General features: G+C 73.9%; 18 protein-coding genes. 8 read left to right on the top strand and 10 right to left on the bottom strand.

The features are described from left to right. The 3 genes from crcB to GCE65_RS09735 all read left to right on the top strand — a co-directional run bounded on the left by crcB (position 1) and on the right by GCE65_RS09735 (position 979). Complete coding sequence (gene crcB, locus GCE65_RS09730; protein WP_153878250.1) at positions 1-378, top strand: fluoride efflux transporter CrcB; 378 nt, start codon at positions 1-3, stop codon at positions 376-378. Positions 379-464: 86 nt separating this feature from the next. Then, the gene (locus tag GCE65_RS16840; protein WP_255475268.1) at positions 465-593 is read left to right on the top strand and encodes a hypothetical protein; all 129 of its coding nucleotides are present in this window, start codon (positions 465-467) and stop codon (positions 591-593) included. Beyond that, on the top strand, positions 590-979 hold the full coding sequence (locus GCE65_RS09735) for a type II toxin-antitoxin system VapC family toxin (RefSeq protein ID WP_153878251.1): 390 nt from the start codon (positions 590-592) through the stop codon (positions 977-979). The genes GCE65_RS16840 and GCE65_RS09735 overlap by 4 nt, the downstream gene beginning before the upstream one ends. On the opposite strand, the gene GCE65_RS09740 is transcribed toward GCE65_RS09735, so the two are convergent. Genes GCE65_RS09740 through GCE65_RS09750 form a run of 3 tightly spaced genes read right to left on the bottom strand, consistent with a single transcriptional unit; the run spans position 938 to position 7,802 of the window. Beyond that, a complete protein-coding gene (locus GCE65_RS09740; protein ID WP_153878252.1) occupies positions 938-2,464 on the bottom strand; it encodes a TIGR02679 family protein in 1,527 nt (508 codons plus the stop codon). The two genes, GCE65_RS09735 and GCE65_RS09740, sit on opposite strands and share 42 nt — an antisense overlap. Continuing rightward, the gene (locus GCE65_RS09745) at positions 2,461-6,549 is read right to left on the bottom strand and encodes a TIGR02680 family protein (protein ID WP_153878253.1); all 4,089 of its coding nucleotides are present in this window, start codon (positions 6,547-6,549) and stop codon (positions 2,461-2,463) included. Before GCE65_RS09745 ends, GCE65_RS09740 begins: the two co-directional genes overlap by 4 nt. Next, positions 6,546-7,802 carry a TIGR02678 family protein gene (locus tag GCE65_RS09750; protein ID WP_152909856.1) on the bottom strand — a complete coding sequence of 419 codons (1,257 nt, stop codon included), beginning with the start codon at positions 7,800-7,802 and terminating at the stop codon, positions 6,546-6,548. Before GCE65_RS09750 ends, GCE65_RS09745 begins: the two co-directional genes overlap by 4 nt. A 316-nt stretch (positions 7,803-8,118) precedes the next feature. Here GCE65_RS09750 and GCE65_RS09755 point away from each other — a divergent pair, with 316 nt between their 5' ends. Continuing rightward, positions 8,119-9,390, top strand: coding sequence for an IS110 family transposase (locus GCE65_RS09755; protein ID WP_153878254.1), 1,272 nt, complete (start codon positions 8,119-8,121; stop codon positions 9,388-9,390). Between the two features lie 11 nt (positions 9,391-9,401). On the opposite strand, the gene GCE65_RS09760 is transcribed toward GCE65_RS09755, so the two are convergent. After that, positions 9,402-11,096 (bottom strand): TIGR02677 family protein, encoded by a 1,695-nt coding sequence (locus tag GCE65_RS09760; protein WP_228759884.1) that lies wholly within the window; start codon positions 11,094-11,096, stop codon positions 9,402-9,404. A 321-nt stretch (positions 11,097-11,417) separates the two neighbouring features. Between GCE65_RS09760 and GCE65_RS09765 the strand changes: the two genes are divergently transcribed. Both GCE65_RS09765 and GCE65_RS09770 read left to right on the top strand, forming a co-directional pair. Continuing rightward, positions 11,418-11,705: a hypothetical protein gene (locus GCE65_RS09765; protein ID WP_228759885.1), complete on the top strand. Its 288-nt coding sequence runs from the start codon at positions 11,418-11,420 to the stop codon at positions 11,703-11,705. Then, on the top strand, positions 11,702-12,013 hold the full coding sequence (locus GCE65_RS09770) for a hypothetical protein (protein ID WP_152909858.1): 312 nt from the start codon (positions 11,702-11,704) through the stop codon (positions 12,011-12,013). The genes GCE65_RS09765 and GCE65_RS09770 overlap by 4 nt, the downstream gene beginning before the upstream one ends. Before the next feature lie 148 nt (positions 12,014-12,161). Here the strand turns inward: GCE65_RS09770 and GCE65_RS09775 are convergent, their stop codons facing one another. Beyond that, the gene (locus tag GCE65_RS09775) at positions 12,162-12,773 is read right to left on the bottom strand and encodes a M23 family metallopeptidase (protein ID WP_153878256.1); all 612 of its coding nucleotides are present in this window, start codon (positions 12,771-12,773) and stop codon (positions 12,162-12,164) included. A 314-nt stretch (positions 12,774-13,087) separates the two neighbouring features. Between GCE65_RS09775 and GCE65_RS09780 the strand changes: the two genes are divergently transcribed. Continuing rightward, positions 13,088-14,095 (top strand): type IV toxin-antitoxin system AbiEi family antitoxin domain-containing protein, encoded by a 1,008-nt coding sequence (locus GCE65_RS09780; protein ID WP_153878257.1) that lies wholly within the window; start codon positions 13,088-13,090, stop codon positions 14,093-14,095. Beyond that, a complete protein-coding gene (locus tag GCE65_RS09785; protein WP_153878258.1) occupies positions 14,092-14,997 on the top strand; it encodes a nucleotidyl transferase AbiEii/AbiGii toxin family protein in 906 nt (301 codons plus the stop codon). The genes GCE65_RS09780 and GCE65_RS09785 overlap by 4 nt, the downstream gene beginning before the upstream one ends. 164 nt (positions 14,998-15,161) lie before the next feature. On the opposite strand, the gene GCE65_RS09790 is transcribed toward GCE65_RS09785, so the two are convergent. The 5 genes from GCE65_RS09790 to GCE65_RS09810 all read right to left on the bottom strand — a co-directional run bounded on the left by GCE65_RS09790 (position 15,162) and on the right by GCE65_RS09810 (position 22,315). After that, on the bottom strand, positions 15,162-16,259 hold the full coding sequence (locus tag GCE65_RS09790) for a class I SAM-dependent methyltransferase (RefSeq protein ID WP_153878259.1): 1,098 nt from the start codon (positions 16,257-16,259) through the stop codon (positions 15,162-15,164). 11 nt (positions 16,260-16,270) lie between these two features. After that, positions 16,271-16,975 carry a hypothetical protein gene (locus GCE65_RS09795; RefSeq protein ID WP_153878260.1) on the bottom strand — a complete coding sequence of 235 codons (705 nt, stop codon included), beginning with the start codon at positions 16,973-16,975 and terminating at the stop codon, positions 16,271-16,273. A 568-nt stretch (positions 16,976-17,543) separates the two neighbouring features. After that, positions 17,544-19,136, bottom strand: coding sequence for an HD domain-containing phosphohydrolase (locus GCE65_RS09800; RefSeq protein WP_153878261.1), 1,593 nt, complete (start codon positions 19,134-19,136; stop codon positions 17,544-17,546). A 27-nt stretch (positions 19,137-19,163) separates the two neighbouring features. Further along, complete coding sequence (locus GCE65_RS09805) at positions 19,164-19,820, bottom strand: TetR/AcrR family transcriptional regulator (protein WP_153878262.1); 657 nt, start codon at positions 19,818-19,820, stop codon at positions 19,164-19,166. Then, complete coding sequence (locus GCE65_RS09810) at positions 19,817-22,315, bottom strand: PEP/pyruvate-binding domain-containing protein (protein ID WP_153878263.1); 2,499 nt, start codon at positions 22,313-22,315, stop codon at positions 19,817-19,819. The genes GCE65_RS09805 and GCE65_RS09810 overlap by 4 nt, the downstream gene beginning before the upstream one ends. Positions 22,316-22,640: the final 325 nt, after the last annotated feature.

Here is a 22,640-nt window from a genome sequence, read left to right on the forward strand (position 1 = left end):
GTGGCGGCCTGGACCTTCACGCTCGTGGCCCTCGCGGGCGGGCTCGGCGCCGCGGCCCGGCTCGTGCTCGACGGCTTCATCCGCGCCCGGATGGCCGCCACGGTGCCGTGGGCCACGATCCTCATCAACCTGAGCGGATCCTTCGTGCTCGGGCTGCTCACGGGGCTGGCGGCGGGCCGGATCGTGCCCGAGACGTGGCACCTGGTGGTCGGCACCGGCTTCCTCGGCGGCTACACCACGTTCTCCACCGCGAGCTTCGAGACCGTGCGCCTCGTGCAGGAGCGACGCTGGGTCGCCGGCGCGCTCAACGGGCTCGGCGTGCTCATCGCCGCGACGGCGGCCGCCGGGCTGGGCCTGTGGGCCGGCGGGCTCTGGTGAGACTCCCGGCCTCGCCCGCCCCGTGGCCGTGGGGCCCCCGATCGCCACTGCGCGCCGCCAGGGCATGGGGAAGAGGTGTCGATCTGGTGGCCCATCAGGTTCCGACGGTGGTCATCGGCGTGGACGGGTGGCAGGACTACCGGAGTGATCCGTCGCTCTTCGACGGTCCGGACGCCGAGATCGACGACCTCTTCTACGGCGCACCGGCGTCATGATCGGAGTCCTGCTCGACACGAATGCCCTGATCTGGGTCCTCGCCGGCGATCCACGACTCGGTGGCCGGGCCCGCGCGCAGGTGGCCGAGGCACCGCGGGTGCACTTCTCCGCGGTCTCGGTTCTGGAGATCACTCTCAAGGAGATGCTTGGACGATTGCGCGTTCCCGGTGACATCGTCGGTGCCGGCGCGGACGCGGGCCTGATCGAGTTGCCTTTCAATGCACAGCACGGGGTCGGCCTCAGCTCGTTTCCGTCGCTCGCACGGCGCGACCCGTTCGACCGAATGCTCCTGTCCCAGGCGCAGCACGAGGGGCTGCGGCTACTGACTTCTAACGCCCGGCTCCTAGAAGTCGACCTCGGCTTCCTCCTCGATGCCCGTACCTGACTCCTGCCCCGAGGCCCGGCGGCCAGACACAGGGGCCGGGCGGCCGCCGAGGACGCCGGCGAGCACATCGGCGGCGAGTTCCTGGGCCACGGCCTCCTCCTCGACCGCGAGCCCGAGCTCGGCCATCGCGCGGGCCAGGCCCGGATCCCACGGGGACTCGGCCGGGCTGCCGGTCAGCGGCAGGGAGGGCACCGGTCCGCTCAGCGCCGCCCGGTAGTCGCCGGCCTCGAAGCGCCACGGCAGCCAGGGCACGTGCCGGGCGAGCGAGCGCGCGATCCGCAGGCCGGCCCAGTCGAAGTCGCCGTGATAGCGAACGGCGGCGCCCTCGGCGGTGAGCGCGGCGAGCAGGTCGACCACCGCCGTGGACGGCTGCCCGGAGGTGCATACGAGCACCGGGCCGGACGCCACCCCACCGGCCGTCGCGCCGGCTGCCCCGCCGACCACCCCGCCGGTCGGGCCGTCGTGCGGGGCCCGCGCCCACCGGTCCGCCACGACCTCGACGACCGTCGGGTTCTCGCACACGTGGATCACGCCGGCGCGGGGCACGGGCCGCACGCCCCCGGAGCGCACCTGTTCGAGCGTGAGCACGAGCGGCATCCGCGCCGCCCGCATCGCCTCGAGCGCCGCGGCGGTCGCGGCCCTCGGTGCGGGCACGGCGCTCACACCGCCCAGCTCACCCGCACCGCCCACATCGGCCGGGTCGAACCCCGCGACCCCGAGGCACAGGGCCGTGGAGGCCACGGTCGAGAGCACGACCCCGGCCCTGGCCCACACGTCCCGGGCGGAGAGATCCTCGGCCGTCTCCGGGGAGAACGCGGCCCGCACGATGCCCGCGACGAGCCGGCCGAGCGGGCGGGCGGAGTCGAGGCCGTGGGCGTCGCCGAGGGCGCGGCGCGCGAGCACGGCGAGCGGCTCACCGCCCGCGGGCAGCAGGTCGAGCACGGCGGCCGCGTCGGAGGCGAGTCGCTCCCCCACCGCGGGACCCGTGACGGTACCGGCTCCGCCGGGGCCGGGGGCCCGGGCGGCCTCGGCGGCGGCGGCGCGTTTGAGCCCGCCGACACCGCACCACTGCTCCCACCACGGGCCGAGCCCGGGGAAGCGGCGGGCGGCCGGCCACAACGCGTCGCGCGCGGCGTCCCAGGCGGCCCGCTCGCGGTCGCGCTCGGCCGCGTGGTCCACGATGGGGCCCGTGAGGGTCTCGACCGCGTCGGCCAGTCCGGCGGGCCAGGGGCCGCGGCGCAGGATCTCCTCCACCACCGCGAGGTCCACGCGCACCGAGTCGCCGGCGCGTCGCGGCCGCCCCACGAGCCGCCAGGCCGCGGCGCGCTGCTCGGGGGTCGGATCGTTCAGGCGAACGACGCCCGTGAGCACCTCGCCCGCAGCGCCCTCCTCCCGGCGGAGGATCCGGCGGCGCACCCGGGACAGCAGCCAGGCCGTCTCCGGCCCGCCGAGGAGCGTCTCGAGCGCGGCCGCCGCGCCGCTCATCCGAACAGGGTGGCGTCGTCGGCGGCGATCGTCTCGCCCCCGGCGCGGGCCGCCGCGGCCACCTCGGCATCCCGTTCGCGCCGGCGCCCGTCCCAGCGCCACCGGGTGACGCCGACGGCGTCGATGCCCTCGACCCGGGAGAGCTGAGCGATCGAGAGCCCGGGGACCTGCGGGTAGCAGCCCCATTCGCGCTCGCTGGTCATCACGACGTCCAGGTCGAACGTGGCGAGCAGCCCGAGGGACTTGGCGCGGGAGTCGTCGTCGACACCCGCGAACGCCTCGTCGAGGAGGATGAGCCGGGGCGCGTGCGGCCCGGCCGAGTTGTAGTGCGCGGAGGCGGCCGCGAACAGCGGCACCGACACGGCCAGCGCCCGCTCGCCGCCCGAGGCCGGGCCGGAGGCCGAGCGCCACTGCCCACTCTGCCAACGCTCGACCACGAACGTGTGCCACTGCCGGTAGTCGAGGGCCCGCTCGAGGTGCTCCTGCCAGCTCCCCGTGGGGTCGGCCTGACGCACCTCGGCGATCTGCGCCTGCAGGAAGTCGCCGATGGCGGCCCGGTCCTGTGCCGTCCAGGAGGCATCGGAGCGCACCATGAGCCCGCGCGCGGCGGCCAGACCCGCGGGGCCGTCGCCGCGCTCGCGCCAGCGCACCCGCAGCTGCATGCCGGTCGAGGTCTTGCGGGCGGCGAGCTCCCGGTTCATCCGGTCGATCTGGCCCTCGGCGGTGAGCAGCAGCTCGTGCAGGTGCCCGGCGACCTCGCTCACGAGGTGGTTCTCGAGGATCTCCCGTTCGCGGGCGCTCAGGAGACGCTCGCGATCGGCCACGTCCTGGGCCAGCCGGAGCGCGAGGCGGTCGATGTCGACCTCCTCGTTGAGGTAGCGCACCCGCACCACGAGCACGTCGCCGTGCTGCTCGACGAAGGCGGTGTGCCCGTGCCGGCTCATCTGCGCGCTCAGGTCGGTGGCCGCCCCGGAGACGCGCTGCTGGGCCCGCGCCCACGCGTCGGGGGACTCGTCGTCGCCGAGCTGCTGTTCCACGGAGCGGGCGAGGGCGAGGGTCGCGGTGAGGTTCCAGGCCTCGGGCCCGTCCGGCACGGGCTCCTCCGGCAGGGCGACCCGCAGCAGTCCTGTTCCGGCGAAGAGTCGCAGCTCCTCGATCGAGTCGGCGCGGGCCCGGTCGGACTCGTCGCGCCGGCGCTGCAGCTCCTGCACGGTCTCGGTCAGCCGCCCCTGCGTCGAGGCGGCGCCGAGCTGGTCGCGGGCCGTGCGCGCGAGCGATTCGGCCACGCGGTCGAGGGCGGCAGTGGCCTCGCCGAGGCGGGCCTGCAGTTCGGCGACCGAGGCGCCGACGGTCGCGTGCAGCTCCTCGAAGGTGGACCGCAGCCCGGTGGCCCGGGCGCGCCGCTGCCGGTGGTCCGCCTCGCGCGAGGCGAGCAGCTCCCGCGCCTCCTCCGAGCGCGCCGTCGCCCGTCCCAGGGCGGTCGTCGCCGCCGTGAGCGCATGGACGGCGGAGCGCGCCCGCTCGAGCGCGGCCCGGTAGGCGTGGACCGCCTCGCGGGCGGCGTCGATCTCGGTGCTCGTGGTGCCGAGGCCGAGCTCGCCGGCCTGGTCGGTCAGCTCCGTCTGCGCCCACGTGGCCTCGTCGTCGGCGCGCTGCCAGGTCGTCTCGGCGGCATGGGTCGCCGCCTCGGCGCGGTCGGCCTCCTGTTGGGCGCGGGCGGACCTCGCGTGCTCCGCGCTCAGTTCCCGCTCGAGGATCTCGGGGTAGCCGGCCCGCTCGCGCTGGACCTCCGCGGCGGCGGCGTCCGCGGCCGCGACGGCCGCGCGGGCCGCCCGCAGGTTCTCCTCGAGGAGCTCGACGCGGGCGCGCAGGTCCTCGAGCAGGGCGCGCCGGTGGGCCGCGCGGGCCCCGGCTCCGAGGTATTCGGCCCGGGGCTTGGTCCACGAGCCGCGGGCCGGGCCGGCGCCCCAGTGGCCGCCGGTGTCGACCCACCAGGCGGCGCCGGAGTCCGCGCCCCGGCCGATCCGGGCCAGCACCGCCCCGATCGCCTCGGCGCCGACGGTCTCGTCGGGCCCGGGGGCGGGAACGAGCACGGAGGCGAGGGAGTCCGCGACCGGTGGGCCCGCCGGGCCGAGCACGACGTCGCCCGCGGCCTCGAGGGTGCCGTCGGGCAGCACCCACGCGTCGAGCAGCCCGGCCGACTGCAGCGCGGCCTCGATCCCCGCCCGGTCGCCCTCGCTCACGCCGCCGGCGACATCGGTCAGCCGCCACAGCGGGGCCCCGGCCCGGCCCACGCGGGCGGCCTCGTCGCGGCCGGGGGCCGGGGGCGGCTCCGGGTCGCGACCGGATTCGAGTTCGGCGATCTCGGCCCGCCGCTGCGCCAGCTCCCCGGCGAGCACCCGGGCCTCGTGGTCGGCGGTGGCCCGCTCCCGGCCGATGCGCGCGAGCGCGTCCGTGGCCGCCGCGGCGATCGCACTCCGGGCCGGCGCGTCGCCGGTGAGGGTGCGGGCCCAGGCCTCGGCCGCCTCGACGATCTCGTCGATGCTCCCGGCCAGGTCGAGCGACCTGAGCCCGCGCAGGTGGCCGCGGACCGCCTCGCGGTAGCCGGTGACGGCCGCCTGGACCGCCTCCCGGGCGGTGTGCAGCTCCTCGGTCCGGCCGGCGAAGGCGCTCTGGGCGGCGTCGAGGGCGCGCCGCTCCTGTTCGGCCTGGCCGCGGGCGCGGGCCGCCGCCGCGACGAGGGCCTCGACGTGACGCACCTGGTCGCGGCGCCGATCGAGCGCCCGCCCGGCCGCGGCAGCGTCGTCCAGAAGCCGTGGATGCTCCGGCGCCAGCCCGGCCGCCGCGGCGAGGGAGGCGGCCTCGGCCGCCTGCCGGTGCGCCCCGGTCGCCGCCTCGTCCCGCTGGGCCGCGGCCTCGTCGGCCTCGCGGACCTGCTCCTCGGCGCTCGCGGCGGCCCGCCGCTGCTCCTGCGCCGCCGCGGCCTCGAGGTCCTCGGCCTCCCGGGCCGATCGCTCGGCGTCCTCGAGCCGGGCCGCGTCCCGCATCTCCGGGCTCTCCCGCAGCGCCCGCTCCTGCCCCTGGAGGGAGCCCTGCTCCTCCTCCTGCTCCTGCTTGTGGCGGGCGAGGCGTTCGACCTCGCCGGTGGCCGCGGCGAGGGAGTCCTCGGCCTCGCGCAGGTCGCGTCCGGCCTGCTCGTAGGCGGAGTTCGCGGCCCGCACGGCGGTCGTGCGCCGGCGCGAGGCGACCCGGGCGTAGGCGCGGTAGTGGCGCAGGAAGGCCTCGGCCGCGCGCAGGGTCTCCTTCGCCTCGGCGACGCCGGAGCGTTCGTCCTCGAGTGAGCGGAACGATTCGGCGACGTCGGCGACCACGGCCTGGTCGAGCGGGGTGAGGGCCTCGGTGAGCGCGGCCGAGAGGGCCTTCTCGTCGGGCCGCTTGGACAGCTGCGGTTGGCGCAGCTGGATGAGCAGGTCGATCAGGGCCGAGTAGCGCTCCGGGCCGAGGCGGAACATGGCCTCGTCGACGGCGCGGCGGTAGGCCTCCTGGGTCGTGTGCACGTGGCCGGCGCCGGAGCCCGCGAGGTCGTCGCGCAGGCGTTCGGCGCTCAGGGCGGTGCGGTGCTCGTCGAGGAGACGCAGGTCGCCGATGCGCCGGGTGGAGGTGAAGTACCAGGTCTTGACGATGCCACGGCCCGCGGCGGCCTTGAGGCCGATGCCGAGCGTGGTGAAGTGCTCGGTGCCGGCGGCGTCGACGCGCCCGAATTCGACCCAGCTGTAGCCGGTGCGTTCGGTGTGGGGGTGGGCGCCGCCGAGGAGCAGGTTCCATTCCATGCGCTTCTTCGGGTCGGCGTCCGGTTCGACCCGCCGGGGCGCGATCGAGCCGTCGAGCAGGAAGGGCAGCGTGAGGGCGAGCACCTTCGACTTGCCGGTGCCGTTGTTGCCGCGCAGCAGCAGCCGCCCGTCGTGGAACCAGAACTGTTCGTCGTCGTAGTAGAACAGGTCGACCAGGCCGAGCCGCAGCGGCTGCCAGCGTTCGCTCGTGGGCCGGGGCAGCGCGGCGGTGTCCGTGTGGGTCGGGGCGGTCATCGGGCCCTCCGGGCGGTGATGGTCGGGGCGGTCATGGTGAAGCGCCGCAGCGCGGGCAGCGGATGGACGACGGCCCCGCTCCCCTCTCCCTCGAGGCGCACGAGGCCGAGCCCCACGAGCCGGTCGAGGGCGGCGGCCACGAGCGCGTTCTCCGCGCCCGGTTCCTGGGCGGTCTTGCGCCAGTAGGCGGCGTGTTCGCCGGCGAGGCGCCGCACCTGGCGGCGCAGGCCGGCGACGTCGGTGGCGCCGCCGGCGGCGAGCCGTTCGGCCAGCAGGAGGGTGGCGTGACCGTCGGTGCCCTGCTCGGGCATGCGCACGTCGGTCAGCTGGTCGTCGGGGTCGACGAGCGCGATCCCCTCGCCGCGCAGTTCGGGAACGAGGCCGGTGGCCTCGGCGAGCCGGCGGGTGAGCTGGACCCGCTGGCTCACGAGGTAGGCGCGTTCGTCGGCCGGGAGTTCGTCGTAGTAGACGACCGGGTCGCACAGGAGCCGCCGGCTCACGGCGTGGCGGAGCCGGCGGTGGGTCTCCTCCTCGGTGTAGGCGGGCGGGGCCTCGTGCAGGGCGGCCTCGAGTTCGTCGATGCCCCGGCCGGGGCCGGCCGTGGCGGCCACGAGCCCGGGCCCGTGGGTGGTGGAGAGCATCGTGGCGAGCACGCGCCGGTCCACGTCGTAGAGTGCGTCGCCGGCGGCCGAGACGTAGGACTCCTCGTCGCCGGCCACGCGCTGGAGCACCCCGTAGGCGAGCAGGAGGCGGATCGCGGCCACGAGGTCGGAGCGTTCCTCGCGGCCGGTCAGGGTGAACACCACGTCGTCGAGGCCGGGCCGGTGGGCGGCGAGCACGATGTTCTCGGCGAGGCGCCCGAGCGAGATCTGCGGGTCGGACCGTTCGAGCACCGCGAGCGCGAGGCACAGCAGCACGTAGCGCCGCCGCGTGAAGGGCGGGTCGCCCTTGCGGGCGCGGGCCGGGTGGCGTTCGGCGATGGCGATCGCGGTGGGCCCGTGCGGCACGTGGGCGGTGAGGAGGCGCACGGTCTGCGATTCGACCAGGAGGCGCCAGCCGGTCTCGCGATCGAACCAGGCGCGCAGGGCGTCGGCGTGGCGGCGCACGAGCCGGAACAGTTCGCCGTCGGCCTGCGCCTGGAGCACCGGCCGGGCCAGCAGCGCCCGCACGGCGCGGACCCGTTCCTCGCTCTCGCGGGCCTCGAGCGCCCCGGAGATGGTCGGGGCGAGGTCGATCGGGCTCGCCGGGCTCATATGCAGACCTCGTTCATCCGCAGGACCTCGCTCACTGGTCTACCTTCCTTGTGTCAGCGTTCTTCGATAGGACGCTGATGCACCCCGGGTGCTGCCGGGCCATCGCCCAGCTCGCTCGACACTGTTGATGTCCAGCATGAGATCTGCGAGGTCTGGTGGCTGCCCGGGACGTGTGGACCGTCGATAGGGCTGAGCGCCAAACCCGGTGACGGGGGCGAGCGCCGATCAGTGAGCGAACCGGCAGACACGTCCCGGCTCCCACAGCACCGTGAGACGAGGGCGCCTCCCCACTGGTACGAGCAGCAAGGAGGCTGACATGAAGTCTGCCAACACACCCACCCATGAACAAACCCTGTGCCTGCCCGAGGAACCTCCCGGCGACGTGACCGCCGGTCTGGACTGGGCCCGTGACGACCACGCGGTCAGCGTGGTAGATCATCGCGGCCGTGAAATCGACCGATGCATGATCGAACACACCGCGGAGGGGCTGCGCGCCCTGCTCACCTTCCTGGCCCGCAACAACGCCACCGAAGTCGCGATCGAACGCCCCGACGGACCCGTGATCGACACGCTGCTGGACGCCGGCATCACCGTGGTCGTGATCAGCCCGAACCAAGTCAAGAACATCCGACGCCGATACGGCTCCTCCGGCAACAAGGACGACCGGTTCGACGCGTTCGTCCTCGCCGACACGCTCCGCACCGACCGGGCACGACTGCGCCCGCTCGTCCCGGACCGAGACGACACGATAGCTCTGCGCCGGGCATGCCGTGCACGCAAGGACCTCATCGCCCACCGCATCGCGACCGGAAACCAGCTGCGCGCGCACCTGCGCAACGCACTGCCCGCCACAATCGGACTGTTCAAGGACATCGACTCCGACATAGCTCTGTCGTTCCTGGAACGCTTCGACACCCAAGACAAGCTGGACTGGCTCACCCCCACCAGACTCGGCACCTGGCTGCGCAAACAGGGATACTCCGGACGCACCAGCTCCACCGTGCTGCACACGAAGATCCTCGCCGCACCCCGCGGACCCGAAGGTGACTTCGCCACAGCCCTGGCCACGATCACCGCCAGCCACGTCGCCGTCCTGCGCACCCTCCAGGCCCAGACCCGCACCCTGGAGAAGCACATCGATCAGCAGCTGACCACCCACCCCGACGCGCACATCTTCACCAGCCTGCCCCGATCCGGGCGCGTCCGCGCCGCCCGACTGCTCGCCGAGATCGGCGACTGCCGCTCCCGATTCCCCACCCCCGAAGCACTCATCTGCCTCGCCGGAGCAGCACCATCGACCCGCCAATCCGGGAGGATCCGCGTCGTCGGATTCCGTTGGTCCTGCGACAAACAACTCCGCGACGCCGTCACCGACTTCGCCGCCGACAGCATCAAAGCCAACCCATGGGCCGCGCACCTCTACCAACAAGCCAGAACCAGAGGCCACGACCACCCCCACGCCGTCCGAATCCTCGCCCGAGCATGGCTCACCATCATCTGGCACTGCTGGCAAGACCACGTCCCATACAACCCCAGCAAACACCGAGCACTCCAGCCCTACCTCACCCCCGAAAACAAGGCGGCTTGACATAGGGCTTCTCATGCGTAGACCTCCGCGGGCGCGGGCGAGTGCGACTCGCCCCGACCGGGCGCGGGGCCGGCGACAGGGTCGGCAGGGCCGACGACCGGCTCGGGCGGAGCCTCGACCTCAGGGCCCGGAAGGGTCGCGGAGGCGATGTCGACGAGGTGGTCCGGGCCGCTCAGCCGCCCGTCCGGGGTGGTGAGCACCATCGTGGCCGCGCCCGGGATGCGGGTGAGGGTGACCGTCAGTTCGCCGTCGGAGGTGTGCACCTGGGAGGTGTCGGCGGCCGGACCCATCGCGGCGAGCGCATCGCCGAGGAGGCCGAGGAAGAGGCGGAAGGCCTCCGGGTCGAGTTCCCCGAAGCTCGACAGCGGCCGGGGTCCGCCGGTGAGGATGCGGCTGCGGGCCGCGGCGGTCTGTTCGCTCTCGTGCCGGGCCCGGTCGGCGAGCAGCCGCTTGCCCTCGGTGCGGTCGGCGACCCGCACGGCCTTGCCGCGGCGCTCGTAGGATCCGCTGCGGCGCAGCTGCGGGCTGATCTCGAGGGGCGGGGCCTGCTCCCACGGCGTGGCGTTGCCGAGTTCGACGGCCGCCCACGCCTCCTCGGTCGCGGGCGTGACGCTCAGGTGGCGCACCGGGGTGAGTGCGAACGCCGAGCGCCAGAGCCGGTGCCGGTCGCCGTCCGTGGGCAGGGCGGCGAACCAGGTCGCGAGGGTGAGGAAGTCCTCGCTGCGGTCGGTGCGGCCGCCGGCCCTCTCGTGCAGGGCGCGCACGACGGCGAGCAGGGCGGGGATCGCGGCGCGGGCCCGGGCGCGCAGCAGCTTGGCCTCGCTCTCGCGGGCGGGGGTGCTGACGAACCACTCGGTCAGCCCCGACCACTGCCGCAGCCACGTCCGCCGGACCGCCTCGCGGGCGTCGCCCGCCTCGCCCGGGGCGGCGTCGGCGGACTCCCGTTCGGCCGCGGTGGCCGCGAGGAAGGCGACGCCGGCCTCCGGGATCTCGGCGAGCAGACCGCTGATCGCGGCGCCGCGGGTGAGCAGATCGTGGATGAACCGCTCGAGGTAGGCGATGAGCTCCTCCTTGTACGCGAGGAACGCCTCGACGTCGGCATCGTGCAGATCGATCGTTCGCTGCATCGACCCCATGAAGGCCACGGCGTTCTCGGCGAGCTCGGTGAACCGTTCGCGCAGGCTGCGCAGCGCCTGGTGGGTGACGGCGGTATCGACGCCCTCCCCCGCCGCATGGGCCAGCGCGGTGTCGCGCAGCCGGGTGAGCAGCACGACGATGTCCTCCAGCGCGACGGACTGCAGGGCGCCGCGGGTTCCGAGGGCGGCGTCGTATTGGGCGAGGGCCCGCTCGGCCGCCTCCCCCTCGCGGGAGAGCTGGTAGAGCATGCGCCGCCGGTAGAAGTCCTCCAGGGCGGTGACCCGGCTGGAGTCGGGGAAGGCGAGCACGTTCCCCCACGACGGCTGCGCGAGCCGCTCGAGCGCCTCGGCGACGGCCTCCTCCGGAACGCGCGCTCCGCCGTCCGTACGCAGTGCCTCGACCACCTCCTCGGGCCGCACGTGGACCGTGAAGCGTTCCTTCTGCGCCATGAGGGCGCGCATGACGCGCCGATACAGCGGCCCGGTCGGGGTGGCGAGGTAGGCGAACGGACCGTAGCTGCCCTGCCCGTCGGCGGCGGGGGTGGCGTTCTCGGTCGGCTGGTCCGTCATAGGCATCCATGCTGCCACGCGCGCCCGACATCGTCCGAACCGGGCGCGTGGATCACGGCGTGGTTCGTGCGGCCGCGAACGAGCGACTGATCGCGTCGCGGAGCAGGTTCCTTCCCGGGCATCGTCAATGTCGCGGGAGGGGTCCCCGCCGGCGAAGGCCTCCAGGTCTACGAGCGCGGCCCTCGCTCCCCAGTGCGAGGCGGGAGGTCTGTCCGGCCCCGGCAACCGGCCGGAGGCCGCGGCACGTACTCACGCGCAGCCGTGAGAAGTAGGCGCCACCTCTTGATCCCGTATGACGAGCCGTCATACACTGACATCGTCGTGCACGATGCCGACTGGACCTACCGAGGTGACTACATGCTCGCCCGTCACGGTGTGACGCCCGCAGAAGCAAACGAGTCCATGGCTGATCCAGGTGCAGTGACATTCATCCCAGACCCGGCGAGCGCCAGCGGGCAGAGCATCCGAATTATCGGGCGGGCCCGCTCGACCGGACGAGTCTTGACCGTCATCGTGCTCGACCGCAACGGAGTGCGCTTCGGGGTGAACGGCTGGCCCGCGAACGCCACCGACCAACGTCGCTACGCCACAGGAGGCGATCCACCATGAACGACCACGACGACCTTGCGGACGTCCTGCGTCTCGAGGCCGAGGCCGCCGAGGCGAACCCCGACGCCCCTCTCCGGCCCGGCACACTCATCACACGACGCAATCAGCGCTCCCGTGTGTACTCGCTGCGACTGAACGAATCCGAGATCGAGGCACTCGAGGCCGCCGCCGAACGGGCCGGCATTCCTGCCTCCACGCTCGCCCGCACCTGGATCGTCGAGCGTTTGGCGGAAGGCGACGACACCACGGATCTGCGCGCTATCGCCGACGCCCTGGCGACGTTCTCGCGCCGACTCGCAGCGTTCTGACCCACCCGCCGACTCGCTGTCGGCACGTGCCGAGTCGACGGCCCGTGCGGACGGAGCCGGGCAGAAGCGTCCATTCTCGGTCATGACTTCGTTCCACTCCGACCGAAGGCGATGGATTCTCGAGAACGCCGCGCAGGCCGCACGGCGATCAGGGTGCTTCGATCACCTGCCCGTTCCGCGGGAGCGTGCCGCCGAAGGTGATCGGCACGGCGCGGGCACGGCCGAGGTCGGGGGTGTCGACCGCCTGGAGGTGCAGGTGCGGCTCGGTGCTGTTGCCCGAGTTGCCGCAGCGGCCGAGGACGGTGCCCGCTTCGACCCGCTCACCGGCGACCACGGCCACGCTCCCCCGCTGCAGGTGGCACAGCGCGATGACGGCCGCGCCGACGTCGATGAACACGTGGTTGCCGGCGAGCGCGAGCCAGCCGTCGGCGGCCCGGCGCCGCTGGGTCAGGGCGTAACCGAGTGAGGGGATGCCCCGCCGGGCGTCGTGGTCGGGCTGGTGGTCGTGCGCGGCGACCACGGTCCCGGCGGCCGGCGCGAGCACGGGACGGCCGAACCCCGGGAACCCGTTCGCCGGCTCCGGGCGGAGCAGCGATCGGAGCGTGATCGGGGCGGTGCGGCCGGCGCTGTCGACGGCCACGAAGTCGATCGCATGGGCCGAGGCGAACAGCTCCGTGCCGTGACTCGGCACCCGGTCGGCCGGACTGTTCCGGGCGAGCCAGCGGCCGATGAACGGATAGGCGAGGTCGACGGCGTCCATGGGCTCTCCCCCGATCTATCGGAGCGGACGCGGCTCACGCTAGCGGGCGCGCCGCCCTCACCCGCGCCGCCGCCACTATGACACGAGCACTCCCTGGCACCACATCCGGCCATCGCGAATGGACGGCGCCTGGCCGGGCGCCGTAGACCTGCTCGGCCCGGTTGTGCGTCCTGTTCTGGCCGCTCATTCGGTCTCCCCTCCTCGGCAGCCGGCCATAGGCGTCGTCGGTGACGGCGGAACGGCGGGGGCGGAATCAACAACCTCGGCAGCCCCTCATGGCTTGATTGTATCGATATGTTTGATACGATCGAGCCATGCGAACGGATCTACTGGTCACTGTCGGTGAGCTTGCCGCCGACCAGTGGGGGCTGCTCACAACCAGGCAGGCGGTTGCTCATGGGCTCACCCGCCTTCACCTCTCCCGCCTCGTGGAGCGGGGACTTCTGGACCGCGTGAGCCACGGGGTGTACGCGCAACCGGTCGCCCTCGCGGATCCGAACGTCGACCTGCGCGCCGAATGGCTCGCGCTGAAGCCGGAGGCGACAGCGGCCGAGCGTCTGCAGAATGCCGTGACGACCGGCGTGGTTTCACACGCGAGCGCCGCCGGGCTCCACGATCTCGGGTCACTGCTCAGCGTCGACCTTCACTACACGCTCCCTCGCCCCTACCGCTCACGCAAGGTCGGGGTGCGCATCCACCGTGCCGATCTGATGGCCGAGGATGTCCTTGTCGTCGCCGGCCTGCCCGTGACGACGATCGCCCGCACGATCACCGACCTGCTGATGTCCAGACACGACCTCGAGCACGTGGCTCAGATCCTGCGCGAGGCGATTGCGACCCGCCGAATGACGATCGCGGATCTCCACGCCGCCGCCGGGCGCCGGCCCGACTCGCCCCGCGTCCGTCCCCTGATCCGCACACTGCTCGGCATCGCCGAGCTCGACGAGGGCCAGGTCCTCGCACGCGCTCTCGGCAACCCCCTGGTCCAACAAGTCGCGAGCGAGTATGCGCGCGAGGTCAGCAGACTGCAGATTCGGGCGCTCGTCACCACGAAGGCCCACCGTCAAGGTCCCGCAGCCGCACCGGAAGCGCAGCGACCGACGATGGTGCCCCCACTCGAGCACGCGGGCATGCCCGACCTCCGAGAACTCGAGCGGGACCTTGCTGTTCTGAAACAGGTCCGACCATCCTCACAACCCGCGAGGTGGTCCGAGCAGATCACGAAGGTAGCCACGGCGATGGCTCGCAAGCACCTAACAGATCTCGTTGTCCACCACGAGCCGGACGGCCGGAATGAGAATGCGATCGGGACGATCGAATGAGTCTCGCTCCACGCACACCCGTCGCCTGGCGCCGGTCGATCGGCGATCGGGCCCGCAACGCCGCACAGGGCACGGGGCGCCGACCCGGCGACCTGCAGCGACAGTTCGTCTACTCGCGTTTCCTCGCTCGTGTCTTCCAGGATGAGACCTGGGTGCTCAAGGGCGGCGTGGCGGTCCTGGCTCGGGTGATCGACGCGCGCCACAGCAAGGACATCGATCTTCTGGCTGCGCTCACGGACATCGACGACGCCGTCCTTAGCCTGCGCGCTGCCTGCGGACGGAAGGCCGATGACCCGTTTACGTTCCAGATCACGGGCCGAACCCCCACCCGCGACAACGACGGTCAGCCGGCAGTGAATGGTGCCGAGCTGCGGATGGAAGCCCTGATCGGCCCGACATCGATCGAGAGGTTCCGCGTGGACCTCGTTGTGGGCTCGACCATGACGGCCGAGCCAGAGAAGATCACTCCCCCGATGCCGTTCGAGATGGAGGGGATCCGGACGCCGACCTACCGCGTGTACCCGGCCGTCGATCATGTCGCCGACAAGCTGTGCGCCACAGAGTCCAGGTACGGGATCGATCGGGATAGACGATCGAGCCGGGCACGTGACTTGGTGGACCTCGTCGTCTTCGCGCGGACGCAGGAGTTCGACGCCGGAGCACTATGGAACGCGGTCGAGGTTGAACGATCCATGCGCAACCTGCCTGCGGCACCCACGCTCGATGTCCCATCCTCCTGGGCGCCGCAATACGCGCAGGAAGCGAGGAGTACGCCGGTCTGCAGCGGCATGGACTTCGACGCTGCGGTCACGCTCACCCGCTCCTTCCTCGACCCAGTCCTCAGTGGCGTTCGGCGGAGCGGTCGCTGGGACCCCACGGCCTGCACGTGGGCGCGATACTGACGCTCCCGGCTGAGAACACCGACGCGTTGACCGGCGCGCGCGGCCCGGTCACGCTCACAGGGCCAGCGAGCCGAGCCGCGCACCGGGCTGCTCGCGCGCCTCTTCGGCCGCTGACGGCGCGCCGCGGCCGGTCACCCAGCGTGGCTCGCGTCCGTGCGATCGCCTCACAGCCTCCCCTCGAGCACCATGTTGAACGGCGTCTCGGCCACCCTGCGGAAGGAGCCGAAGCCGGCCTCGGCGGCGACGCGGGCGAGCCGGGCCTCGCCCGCCTGGGTGCCGAGCGCGCGCCCGACCGGCTGGGCGAGGGAGGCGGGCGTGCACAGCAGCACCGACAGCGCGTAGTAGACCCGCCCGACCGGGGTGAGGTTCGCCTCGACCCGGTCGGCCGCGACCGGCTCGACCACCATCCACGTACCGTCCGGGCTGAGCGCGGCGCGCACGCGTTCGGCCGCGCCGACCGGATCGCCCATGTCGTGCAGGCAGTCGAACATCGTCACGAGGTCGTAGCCCGAGCCGCCGAACGCCGCGGCGTCGGCCACCTCGAACCGGACGCGGTCCGCCACGCCCGCGGCCTCGGCCCGCTCGCGCGCGACTGCCACCGAACCGGCGTGGTAGTCGAAGCCGGTGAACGTGCTCGCGCCGAACGCCTGCGCCATGAGGATGGTCGAGGCGCCCAGGCCGCAGCCGACGTCCGCGACGGCGGCACCGGCGCTGAGCTTGTCGACCACCCCGTCGAGGGCGGGGAGCCAGGCGCTCACGAGGTTGGCGCGGTAGACCGGCAGGAAGAACCGCCCGCATCCCGTGTGCACGTCGCCCGTGCGCTCGTCCCAGCCGAGGCCGGTGCCGGAGCGGGCCGCCGCGACGATCCGCGGCAGATCGGCCAGGGCCCCGTACGCCGTCTGGAAGAAGCCCGGCAGGTAGTAGTCGAAGTCCGGATCGGCGAGCACGGCGGCGTGCTCGGCGGGGAGGGTGTACCGGCCCGCGTCCGCGTCGTAGCGCAGGAAGTCGCCGGCGGCCTGGGCGTTGAGCCACTCCCCCGCGTAGCGCGCGTCGGTGCCGGTGCGCCCGGCCAGCTCGGCGGGCGTGAGGGCCTCGCCGCCGGCGAGCTCGCGGTAGTAGCCGAGTTCGTCGCCCATGACCACGAGCGCGGCGTTGAGGGAGGCCCCCACCTCGCCCACGACGCGGTGAATGAATCCCATGAGCGCCTCCGGGTCGATCTCCCGTTCGCCCCTCGGGGCGGTGGTGTGCGTGGTGGTGGACATGATGGATCTCCTCAGTTGGTGAAGCGGGCGGTGGTGAGGGCGTAGAGGAAGCCGCGACGCGGCAGCCACAGTGGCCCGAGTCGCTGCTGGCGCCGGTCGGGCTCGGCCGGCTCGAGCCGTCGGCCCTCGATCTCGGCGGCGGTCTCGGTCACGATCCAGACGTGCCGTGCCGCGATCCGGTAGCGCTGACCGTTCGGCATCGTGCCGATCATCCGCAGCCGCCCGCCGCCGATGAGCGGCCCGACCATGAGGCCCATCGAGGTGAGCAGGCCGCGGGTGTTCCACGCCCTCCCGGGGATCGCGCCGGCGCAGGCGTTGAGCAGGGCGGTCCGCTGCGAGCCGCCGAAGCGCATCGTCCAGGCGAGCCCCGTTCCCGTATGGACGACGACGCTCGCCTCGTCCTGCCAGGTCAGGCCGATCGGGGTGGTCACCGTGCGCTGCGCGGCCGAGCCCACGAAGCGGGCGCAGCTGAGCGCGGGCGACGCATCGGAGTAGATCGTCCAGCCGGCGGAGCCGTGATGCCAGATCGACCGGTAGCCGGGCCCGAAGGAGCTCTCCGGCCAGCAGCGCAGCGCGAGGTAGTCCTCTGCGCCGAAGGGAATACCCATGACGCCGAAGCCCGTGAGGTGGTCACCCGGACCGTCCCCGAGGGGCGGACCGGCGGTCGTCGCCGCGTGCGGGGTCAGGGGTGCGGTCGTGCGAGTCGTGGTGTTCATGCATCCGATCGTGAACCCGCGAGCGCGCCCCGGCATGGGGCGTCTGCCCCATCTTTGCCCGGTTTCGGGCCTGCGGGCCCTGCGCACCGGCGCCGGTTGAGCCCGGCGAGCCGGGTCCCGATGCCCCATCGACGTCGACCCCGCGGACCTCGCCGCAGCCGAAGCCATCGACATGGACGCTCACGACCGTCACGTCCTCGCAGCCGTCCTCTCCGCTGACGCCGACGTCCTCCTCACACAGAACACAAGGCGCTTCCGGCAGCGCTGGATGAGGCATCGACCTTCTCGACGCGGGCAGCCTGCTCACTCGACTCGCCGACCGCTTCCCCGACAAGATTCGCGCGGCCCGTGCGAGAGTCGTGCGACTCTCCCCCCAGATCCGAGGCACAAGTCCTCGCCACTCTCGAACGAGGCGCAGGCACCGCTGCTCGCGCAGCGGTATTCCGCGCAGTTTCGCGGTGACTGCGGGACGTGTTCACGCGCCCCAACCCCAATCAAGAATCGGCCGCCGCGACGGGTCAGTCGCCATGGCTCCGCTGCCCCGCCGTCGCTCAGTCTTCCGACTTGCTCAGTGTCCCGTGGGCGTGCCCGGGGCGCCGGCGATCCCGTGCTCCATCGCGAAGAGTGCGGCCCCGACCCGGTTCGAGACGCCGAGCTTGAGGTAGATGTGCTCGACGTGGTGCCGGGCGGTCTTCGGGGAGATGACCAGTTCCGCGGCGATCTCGCGGGTGGAGCGCCCGTGCACGATGAGGTGGAGCACCTCGACCTCCCGGGCGGTCAGCCCGGCGGGCCAGGTGCCGCGGCGCCGGGCCGGCCGCCCGTCGGCCGACAGCACCGACTCGACCGCGGCCGTATCGAGGCGCAGGTCCGCGACACAGCCGCGCAGCCTACTCGCGGCCTCGGACCGGGGCATCGCGGGCCGGTGCGGGCGCGGCTCGAGCCAGCCCTCGTAGCAGTCCGCCGCCGCGAGGATCCGAGCCGGCATTCCCGTGCCCTCCCCGCCGGTCCCGCGCGGGTATCCCGATCCGTCGAGGCGTTCGTGGTGCGCGCCCGCGAGCCGGCCCAGCCCCGCCAGCGCCGGCACCCGGGTGAGGATCCGCTCGGTGAGGTAGGGATGCAGCTGCACCCGCTCGCGCTCGACCGGGGTGAGCGGTGCGGCCTTGTCCCACACCGCGTTCGACACCCCGAGCCGGCCGAGGTCGTGCACAAGACCGGCCCGGTGCAGGGCCGACCGATCGCCCTCGGCCATCCCGGCCACCCGCGCCGCGGCCCCGGCCAGGCGGGCGACCGCGCGCGAGTGCCCGGCCGTGTAGGCCGACTTAAGGTCGGCGAAGTCGGCCATCGCCCGCAGCGACTCGTCCAACTCGGCACCCGTGACCACCCGATCCTGCGGCGCGCACGCGAGCGCGGCCGACCACGCGTCGTCCATGAGCTCGCCCGCGAACTCGCCCGCCGGCGGCGCGGCGAGGTAGGCGCAGAACTCATCGGCCAGTCCCGGGTCGAACTGGGTGCCGCGGCGGTCGCGCACCATCCGGATCGCCGCCGCCGTGCCGCCCTCGCGCAGGTGCACCTCGGCCGTGTCCGCCAGGTGCACGATCCGCATCTCGAGCGGGATCTCCTCCCCGCGCGCGCCGTCGGGGGCGCCCGCGCCGTCCCATCGCTCGAACACGTAGCCGAGCTGCCGGGCGACCACCTCGTCGATGCCCATCCGCCGGGCGAGCGCCCCCGCCGAGACGCAGTGGGATCGGATGAGGTCGCGCAGCGGCCGCCCGCCCATCGCGAGGAACCGGGCCGAACGCACCGCCCGGGTGCCGGCGCCCGCGCCCGCGGCCAGGAAGTGCAGGCTGAACCGGACGAGCGGGAGGCCGTGCTTGTCCACGGCGTAGGTGCCCGCGCGGAAGGCGATGTCGTCGCCGAACAGGGCGCTCAGTTCGGGCGAGTCGGCGTGGCAGCCGATCCAGGCGAGCAGCGAGGCGTAGAAGATCCGGTCCCGCTGCTCGGTCGGCAGGCCCAGCCGCTCGGCGAGCCCGCTGCCGAGCACGCACGCGCGCAGCATGTGCTCCATCGGCTGGCCCAGGCCGAGGTCGATCGCCAGCGACGTGGCCGCGAGCAACTCGGCCCGCCGGGGGCGGGTCCGCGACTCGTGCGTGCTGGCGGCCATGTCGGGCCTCCTCCGCGAAGGATGCGTTCAGCCTACGCCGGGCCGAGCCGGCCGGGGCTGCGAGCCCGGTAAGGGCGGCGGGGGCCGGTGCGGCTCGGCTCGGCAGAGCGGCAGCAGCACGTCGTCTACCATGCCGACGAGCACATTCTCGCCCAGGGGCTCGTTGTGGAACAGGTAGTGGTTGCGCAGCATCGCCGCCCCCACCTCGAGGCGGGGCCCGGTCACGGCACCCGGGGGGATCTCGCCCCGTTCGACGGCGCGGCGGAGCACCTCGGCCATGAGCGCCCGGTTCGTGCCACGCGAGCGGGCGCGCAGCTCGCGGGCCCGGCCGGGTTCGGGCAGCGCCTCGGCGAGCATGCCCCGCAGCGCGGCCCCGGCCGGCCCCTCGAGGACGGCGGCGCTCTGGCGCAGCGCGGCGAGCAGGTCGCCGCGCAGGTCGCCGGTGTCGGGCACCTGGCCGGGTGAGGGTGCCAGCTCGTAGACGGCGTCCATGACGAGCGCGGCGCGGGAGTCCCAGCGCCGGTAGAGGGAGGCCTTGCTCGCCCCGGCGCGCCGGGCGACGGCGTCCATGGTCAGGGCCGCGTACCCCCGCTCACGCAGTTCGGTGAGCGTGGCGGCGAGGATCGCGCGCACGAGCACGTCCCCGCGCCGGCGGGGGCTCGTGCGGTGGTCGGCGGTCGTCATCGCGGGTCTGATCCGATCACCCGTCCGCGGGTGCCGTCGACGGTGACCAGCTGGCCGTCGGCGATCACGGCCGTGCCGGATCCGGTTCCCATGACGGCGGGGAGTCCGTACTCGCGGGCCACGATCGCCGCGTGGGAGGCGGTGGAGCCGGTGTCGACCACGACGGCCGCGGCGCGCTGGAACAGCGGCGTCCACGCCGGGTTCGTGTAGGGGCACACGAGGATCTCGCCCTCGCCGAGCCGGTCGAAGTCGTCGGCGCCGCGGATGATCCGGGCGGTCCCGGTCGCGGTGCCCGAGCCCGCCGGGGTGCCGGTCACGAGCGCGTCGCCGGTGGCCGCCGCGGGGAAGACCCGGCGCGGGTCGATCATCGGGACCCCGGCGAGCTCGGCCCGCTTGGCGGCGCGCCGGCGGACCTCCTCCCGCAGCTCGTCGAGCCGCGCGGGATCGATCGCGTCCGGCTCGGCGATCGCTCCCACCTCCTCCCAGCGCAGCTGGAACACGTCGGCGGGATCGTCGAGCAGTCCCGCTGCGTGGAGGCGGCGCCCGAGCTCGAGGACGACGCGGCGCAGGGTCGGCAGCGCGGCCGTGAAGTAGAAGTGGGTGTCCTCCCGGAACGCGACCCCGTCGCGCGCGGCCTGCACGCGGCGGCGCATCCGCTCCCGCCGGCGCGGGCTGCGGCGCAGCAGCGGGTGGTCGAGCAGTCGCCGCAGTGCCTCGGCCGAGCGGGAGACCGCCTCCCCCGCGGGCGCCGGCCGGCCGGCGAGGGAGATGATCATGCCGAGCACGATCTCGGGCGATTCGGCCAGGGTGGGCGGGCTGACGAGCAGTGGCGAGGCGGTCTCCCGGCGGCCGTATTCGCGCAGGAACGCCTCGAGGCCGGCGCGGAAGTCCTCGAAGCGGCCGTCCCGCTCGAGCGCGGCCGGCACGTTCACGCCGGGTGCGCCCTCGAGAAGCGAGCGCAGCCGCGGATCGGCGCGGACGTCGTCCGCAAGCCGCGCGAGCGCGCGATTGGAATCCTCGGTGCGCGTACGGACGCCGCCGAGCAGCTCCGCGAGGAGCGCGCGCCGCCCGAGCAGGGTCACCGCGAGCGTCACGCGCACGAATGCGGCGGCGGCGCCGGGCAGGTAGTCGATGCGCAGGTCGCGGCAGTAGTCCTGCGCGGTGAGGGCGCGTTCACCCGCCCCGATGAGCCCGGCCCACGGCAGCGCGGCGAGGTCGAGGGCCTCGAGGGCGGCGACCTCGGCCAGGTAGTCCGCGTGTCGGGGGTCGCGGGCCCAGTCCGCGGGCCGGTATCGGCGGATGCGGCGGGCGACCGCGCCGATGCGCGCGAGCGTGCGGGGCGTGGGGTGGACGCTCGGGGGCACGATCGCGACGGCGACGCCCTCCTCCTCGCGCAGGACGTCCGCGAACAGGCCGGCGATGCCGTACTCCCGGCCGATCTCGGCCATCATCGCCGCGGGCCCGCGCGCCACGAGGGTCGTCACGTCCATCGGGTAGGGCCGCTGCGGCAGGTACTCGGTGAGGATGGCGCCCTGCAGCCGCTGCCGGCGGTTGAGCGGCACCGACGGGGGCGGCAGCGCCGTCATGGGGCGGGCCTGCAGGATCCACGCGTCGGATCCGGCGATGGCCCACTCGATGTCCTGCGGGCGGCCGAAGTGGCCCGCGATCGTGCGGGCGTGGGCGGCGAGGCCGGCGAGGGCCGCGCGCGTGAGCAGGGGTGAGCCGGGGGCGCCGTCCGTGCGCTCGTCGCGGACGACGCCGCCGGCGGCGGACGCGCGCACGATCACCTCGCCGCGGCCGGGGGTCCACTCGAGCAGGCGCCCGCGCGGGTCGAGCACGTAGTGGTCGGGGGTGACGAGTCCAGAAACGACCGCCTCGCCGAGGCCGGCGCCGGCGTCGACGATGATGCGGTCGCGCGCGCCGCTCACGGGATCGGCGGTGAACATGACGCCGGCGAGGTCGGCCTCGACCATGACCTGGACGACGACGGCGATGCGCACGTCGGCGGGGTCGATCGAGCGGTCGCGACGGTAGGCGATCGCGCGGTCGGTCCACAGCGAGGCCCAGCAGCGGCGCACGGCGTCGACCACCGCGCCCGCGCCGACGACGTTGAGATAGGTGTCCTGTTGGCCCGCGAAGGCGGCGCCGGGCAGGTCCTCGGCGGTGGCGCTCGAGCGCACGGCGACGGCCGCGTCGGGTCCGAGCGCGCGGTAGGCGCCCGTGACGGCCTCGCGCAGGTCGGCGGGGACCTGCGCCGTCTCGATCGCGACCCGGAGGGTGGCGGGGGCGATGGCGGGGTCGGCGAGCAGGTCGTCGAGCCCGGCGCGGGTGGCGGCGCGTGCGTAGGCGGCCGTCGTGACGACGAAGCCCGGCGGCACGGGAAGACCGGCGTGGAGCAGCTCTCCGAGGTTGGCGGCCTTGCCGCCCACGAGGGGCAGGTCGGCCGCCCGGACGGCGTCGAGGCAGGCGACGGGGCTTTCGGCCGGGGCGTTCATGCGGGCCTGCTCCTCCCTTACGAAACTCCTCGTACTCTATCAGCGTGGGGGGCGCGGGCGCCACGGGCGTGCAGGAGCAGGGCGGCCACGGCGAGGAGCGCGACGGCGGAGATCGCGGCCGGGAGCGAGACGAGCGTGGCCACCTGGCCGATCGCGGGGCTGAGTCCGACGGCGCCGGCGCGCATGGTCCAGCTGACCAACGTGACCCCCGCATGCGGGCGCAGGCCCGGAACCGCGTCGGCGCCGGCGAACGCGAGCGGGACCGTGATCGCGCAGCCGGCGCCGGCGAGCGCGAAGCCCGCGATCGTGGCGGGTGCCCAGGGGC

It is taken from the genome of Pseudactinotalea sp. HY158, from assembly GCF_009660225.1.
Classification (GTDB): Bacteria; Actinomycetota; Actinomycetes; order Actinomycetales; family Beutenbergiaceae; genus HY158.

What these genes read in the sequence shown, in the direction of transcription:
- GCE65_RS09735 (WP_153878251.1), top strand. Translation starts at nt 590, where the DNA reads ATGATCGGAGTCCTGCTCGACACGAATGCCCTGATCTGGGTCCTCGCC.
- GCE65_RS09755 (WP_153878254.1), top strand. Translation starts at nt 8,119, where the DNA reads ATGAAGTCTGCCAACACACCCACCCATGAACAAACCCTGTGCCTGCCC.
- GCE65_RS09780 (WP_153878257.1), top strand. Translation starts at nt 13,088, where the DNA reads ATGCGAACGGATCTACTGGTCACTGTCGGTGAGCTTGCCGCCGACCAG.
- GCE65_RS09750 (WP_152909856.1), bottom strand. Translation starts at nt 7,802, where the DNA reads ATGAGCCCGGCGAGCCCGATCGACCTCGCCCCGACCATCTCCGGGGCG.
- GCE65_RS09760 (WP_228759884.1), bottom strand. Translation starts at nt 11,096, where the DNA reads ATGACGGACCAGCCGACCGAGAACGCCACCCCCGCCGCCGACGGGCAG.
- GCE65_RS09795 (WP_153878260.1), bottom strand. Translation starts at nt 16,975, where the DNA reads ATGAACACCACGACTCGCACGACCGCACCCCTGACCCCGCACGCGGCG.
- GCE65_RS09770 (WP_152909858.1), top strand. Translation starts at nt 11,702, where the DNA reads ATGAACGACCACGACGACCTTGCGGACGTCCTGCGTCTCGAGGCCGAG.
- GCE65_RS09800 (WP_153878261.1), bottom strand. Translation starts at nt 19,136, where the DNA reads ATGGCCGCCAGCACGCACGAGTCGCGGACCCGCCCCCGGCGGGCCGAG.
- GCE65_RS09790 (WP_153878259.1), bottom strand. Translation starts at nt 16,259, where the DNA reads ATGTCCACCACCACGCACACCACCGCCCCGAGGGGCGAACGGGAGATC.
- GCE65_RS09740 (WP_153878252.1), bottom strand. Translation starts at nt 2,464, where the DNA reads ATGAGCGGCGCGGCGGCCGCGCTCGAGACGCTCCTCGGCGGGCCGGAG.
- GCE65_RS09775 (WP_153878256.1), bottom strand. Translation starts at nt 12,773, where the DNA reads ATGGACGCCGTCGACCTCGCCTATCCGTTCATCGGCCGCTGGCTCGCC.
- GCE65_RS09810 (WP_153878263.1), bottom strand. Translation starts at nt 22,315, where the DNA reads ATGAACGCCCCGGCCGAAAGCCCCGTCGCCTGCCTCGACGCCGTCCGG.
- GCE65_RS09745 (WP_153878253.1), bottom strand. Translation starts at nt 6,549, where the DNA reads ATGACCGCCCCGACCCACACGGACACCGCCGCGCTGCCCCGGCCCACG.
- GCE65_RS09785 (WP_153878258.1), top strand. Translation starts at nt 14,092, where the DNA reads ATGAGTCTCGCTCCACGCACACCCGTCGCCTGGCGCCGGTCGATCGGC.
- GCE65_RS09805 (WP_153878262.1), bottom strand. Translation starts at nt 19,820, where the DNA reads ATGACGACCGCCGACCACCGCACGAGCCCCCGCCGGCGCGGGGACGTG.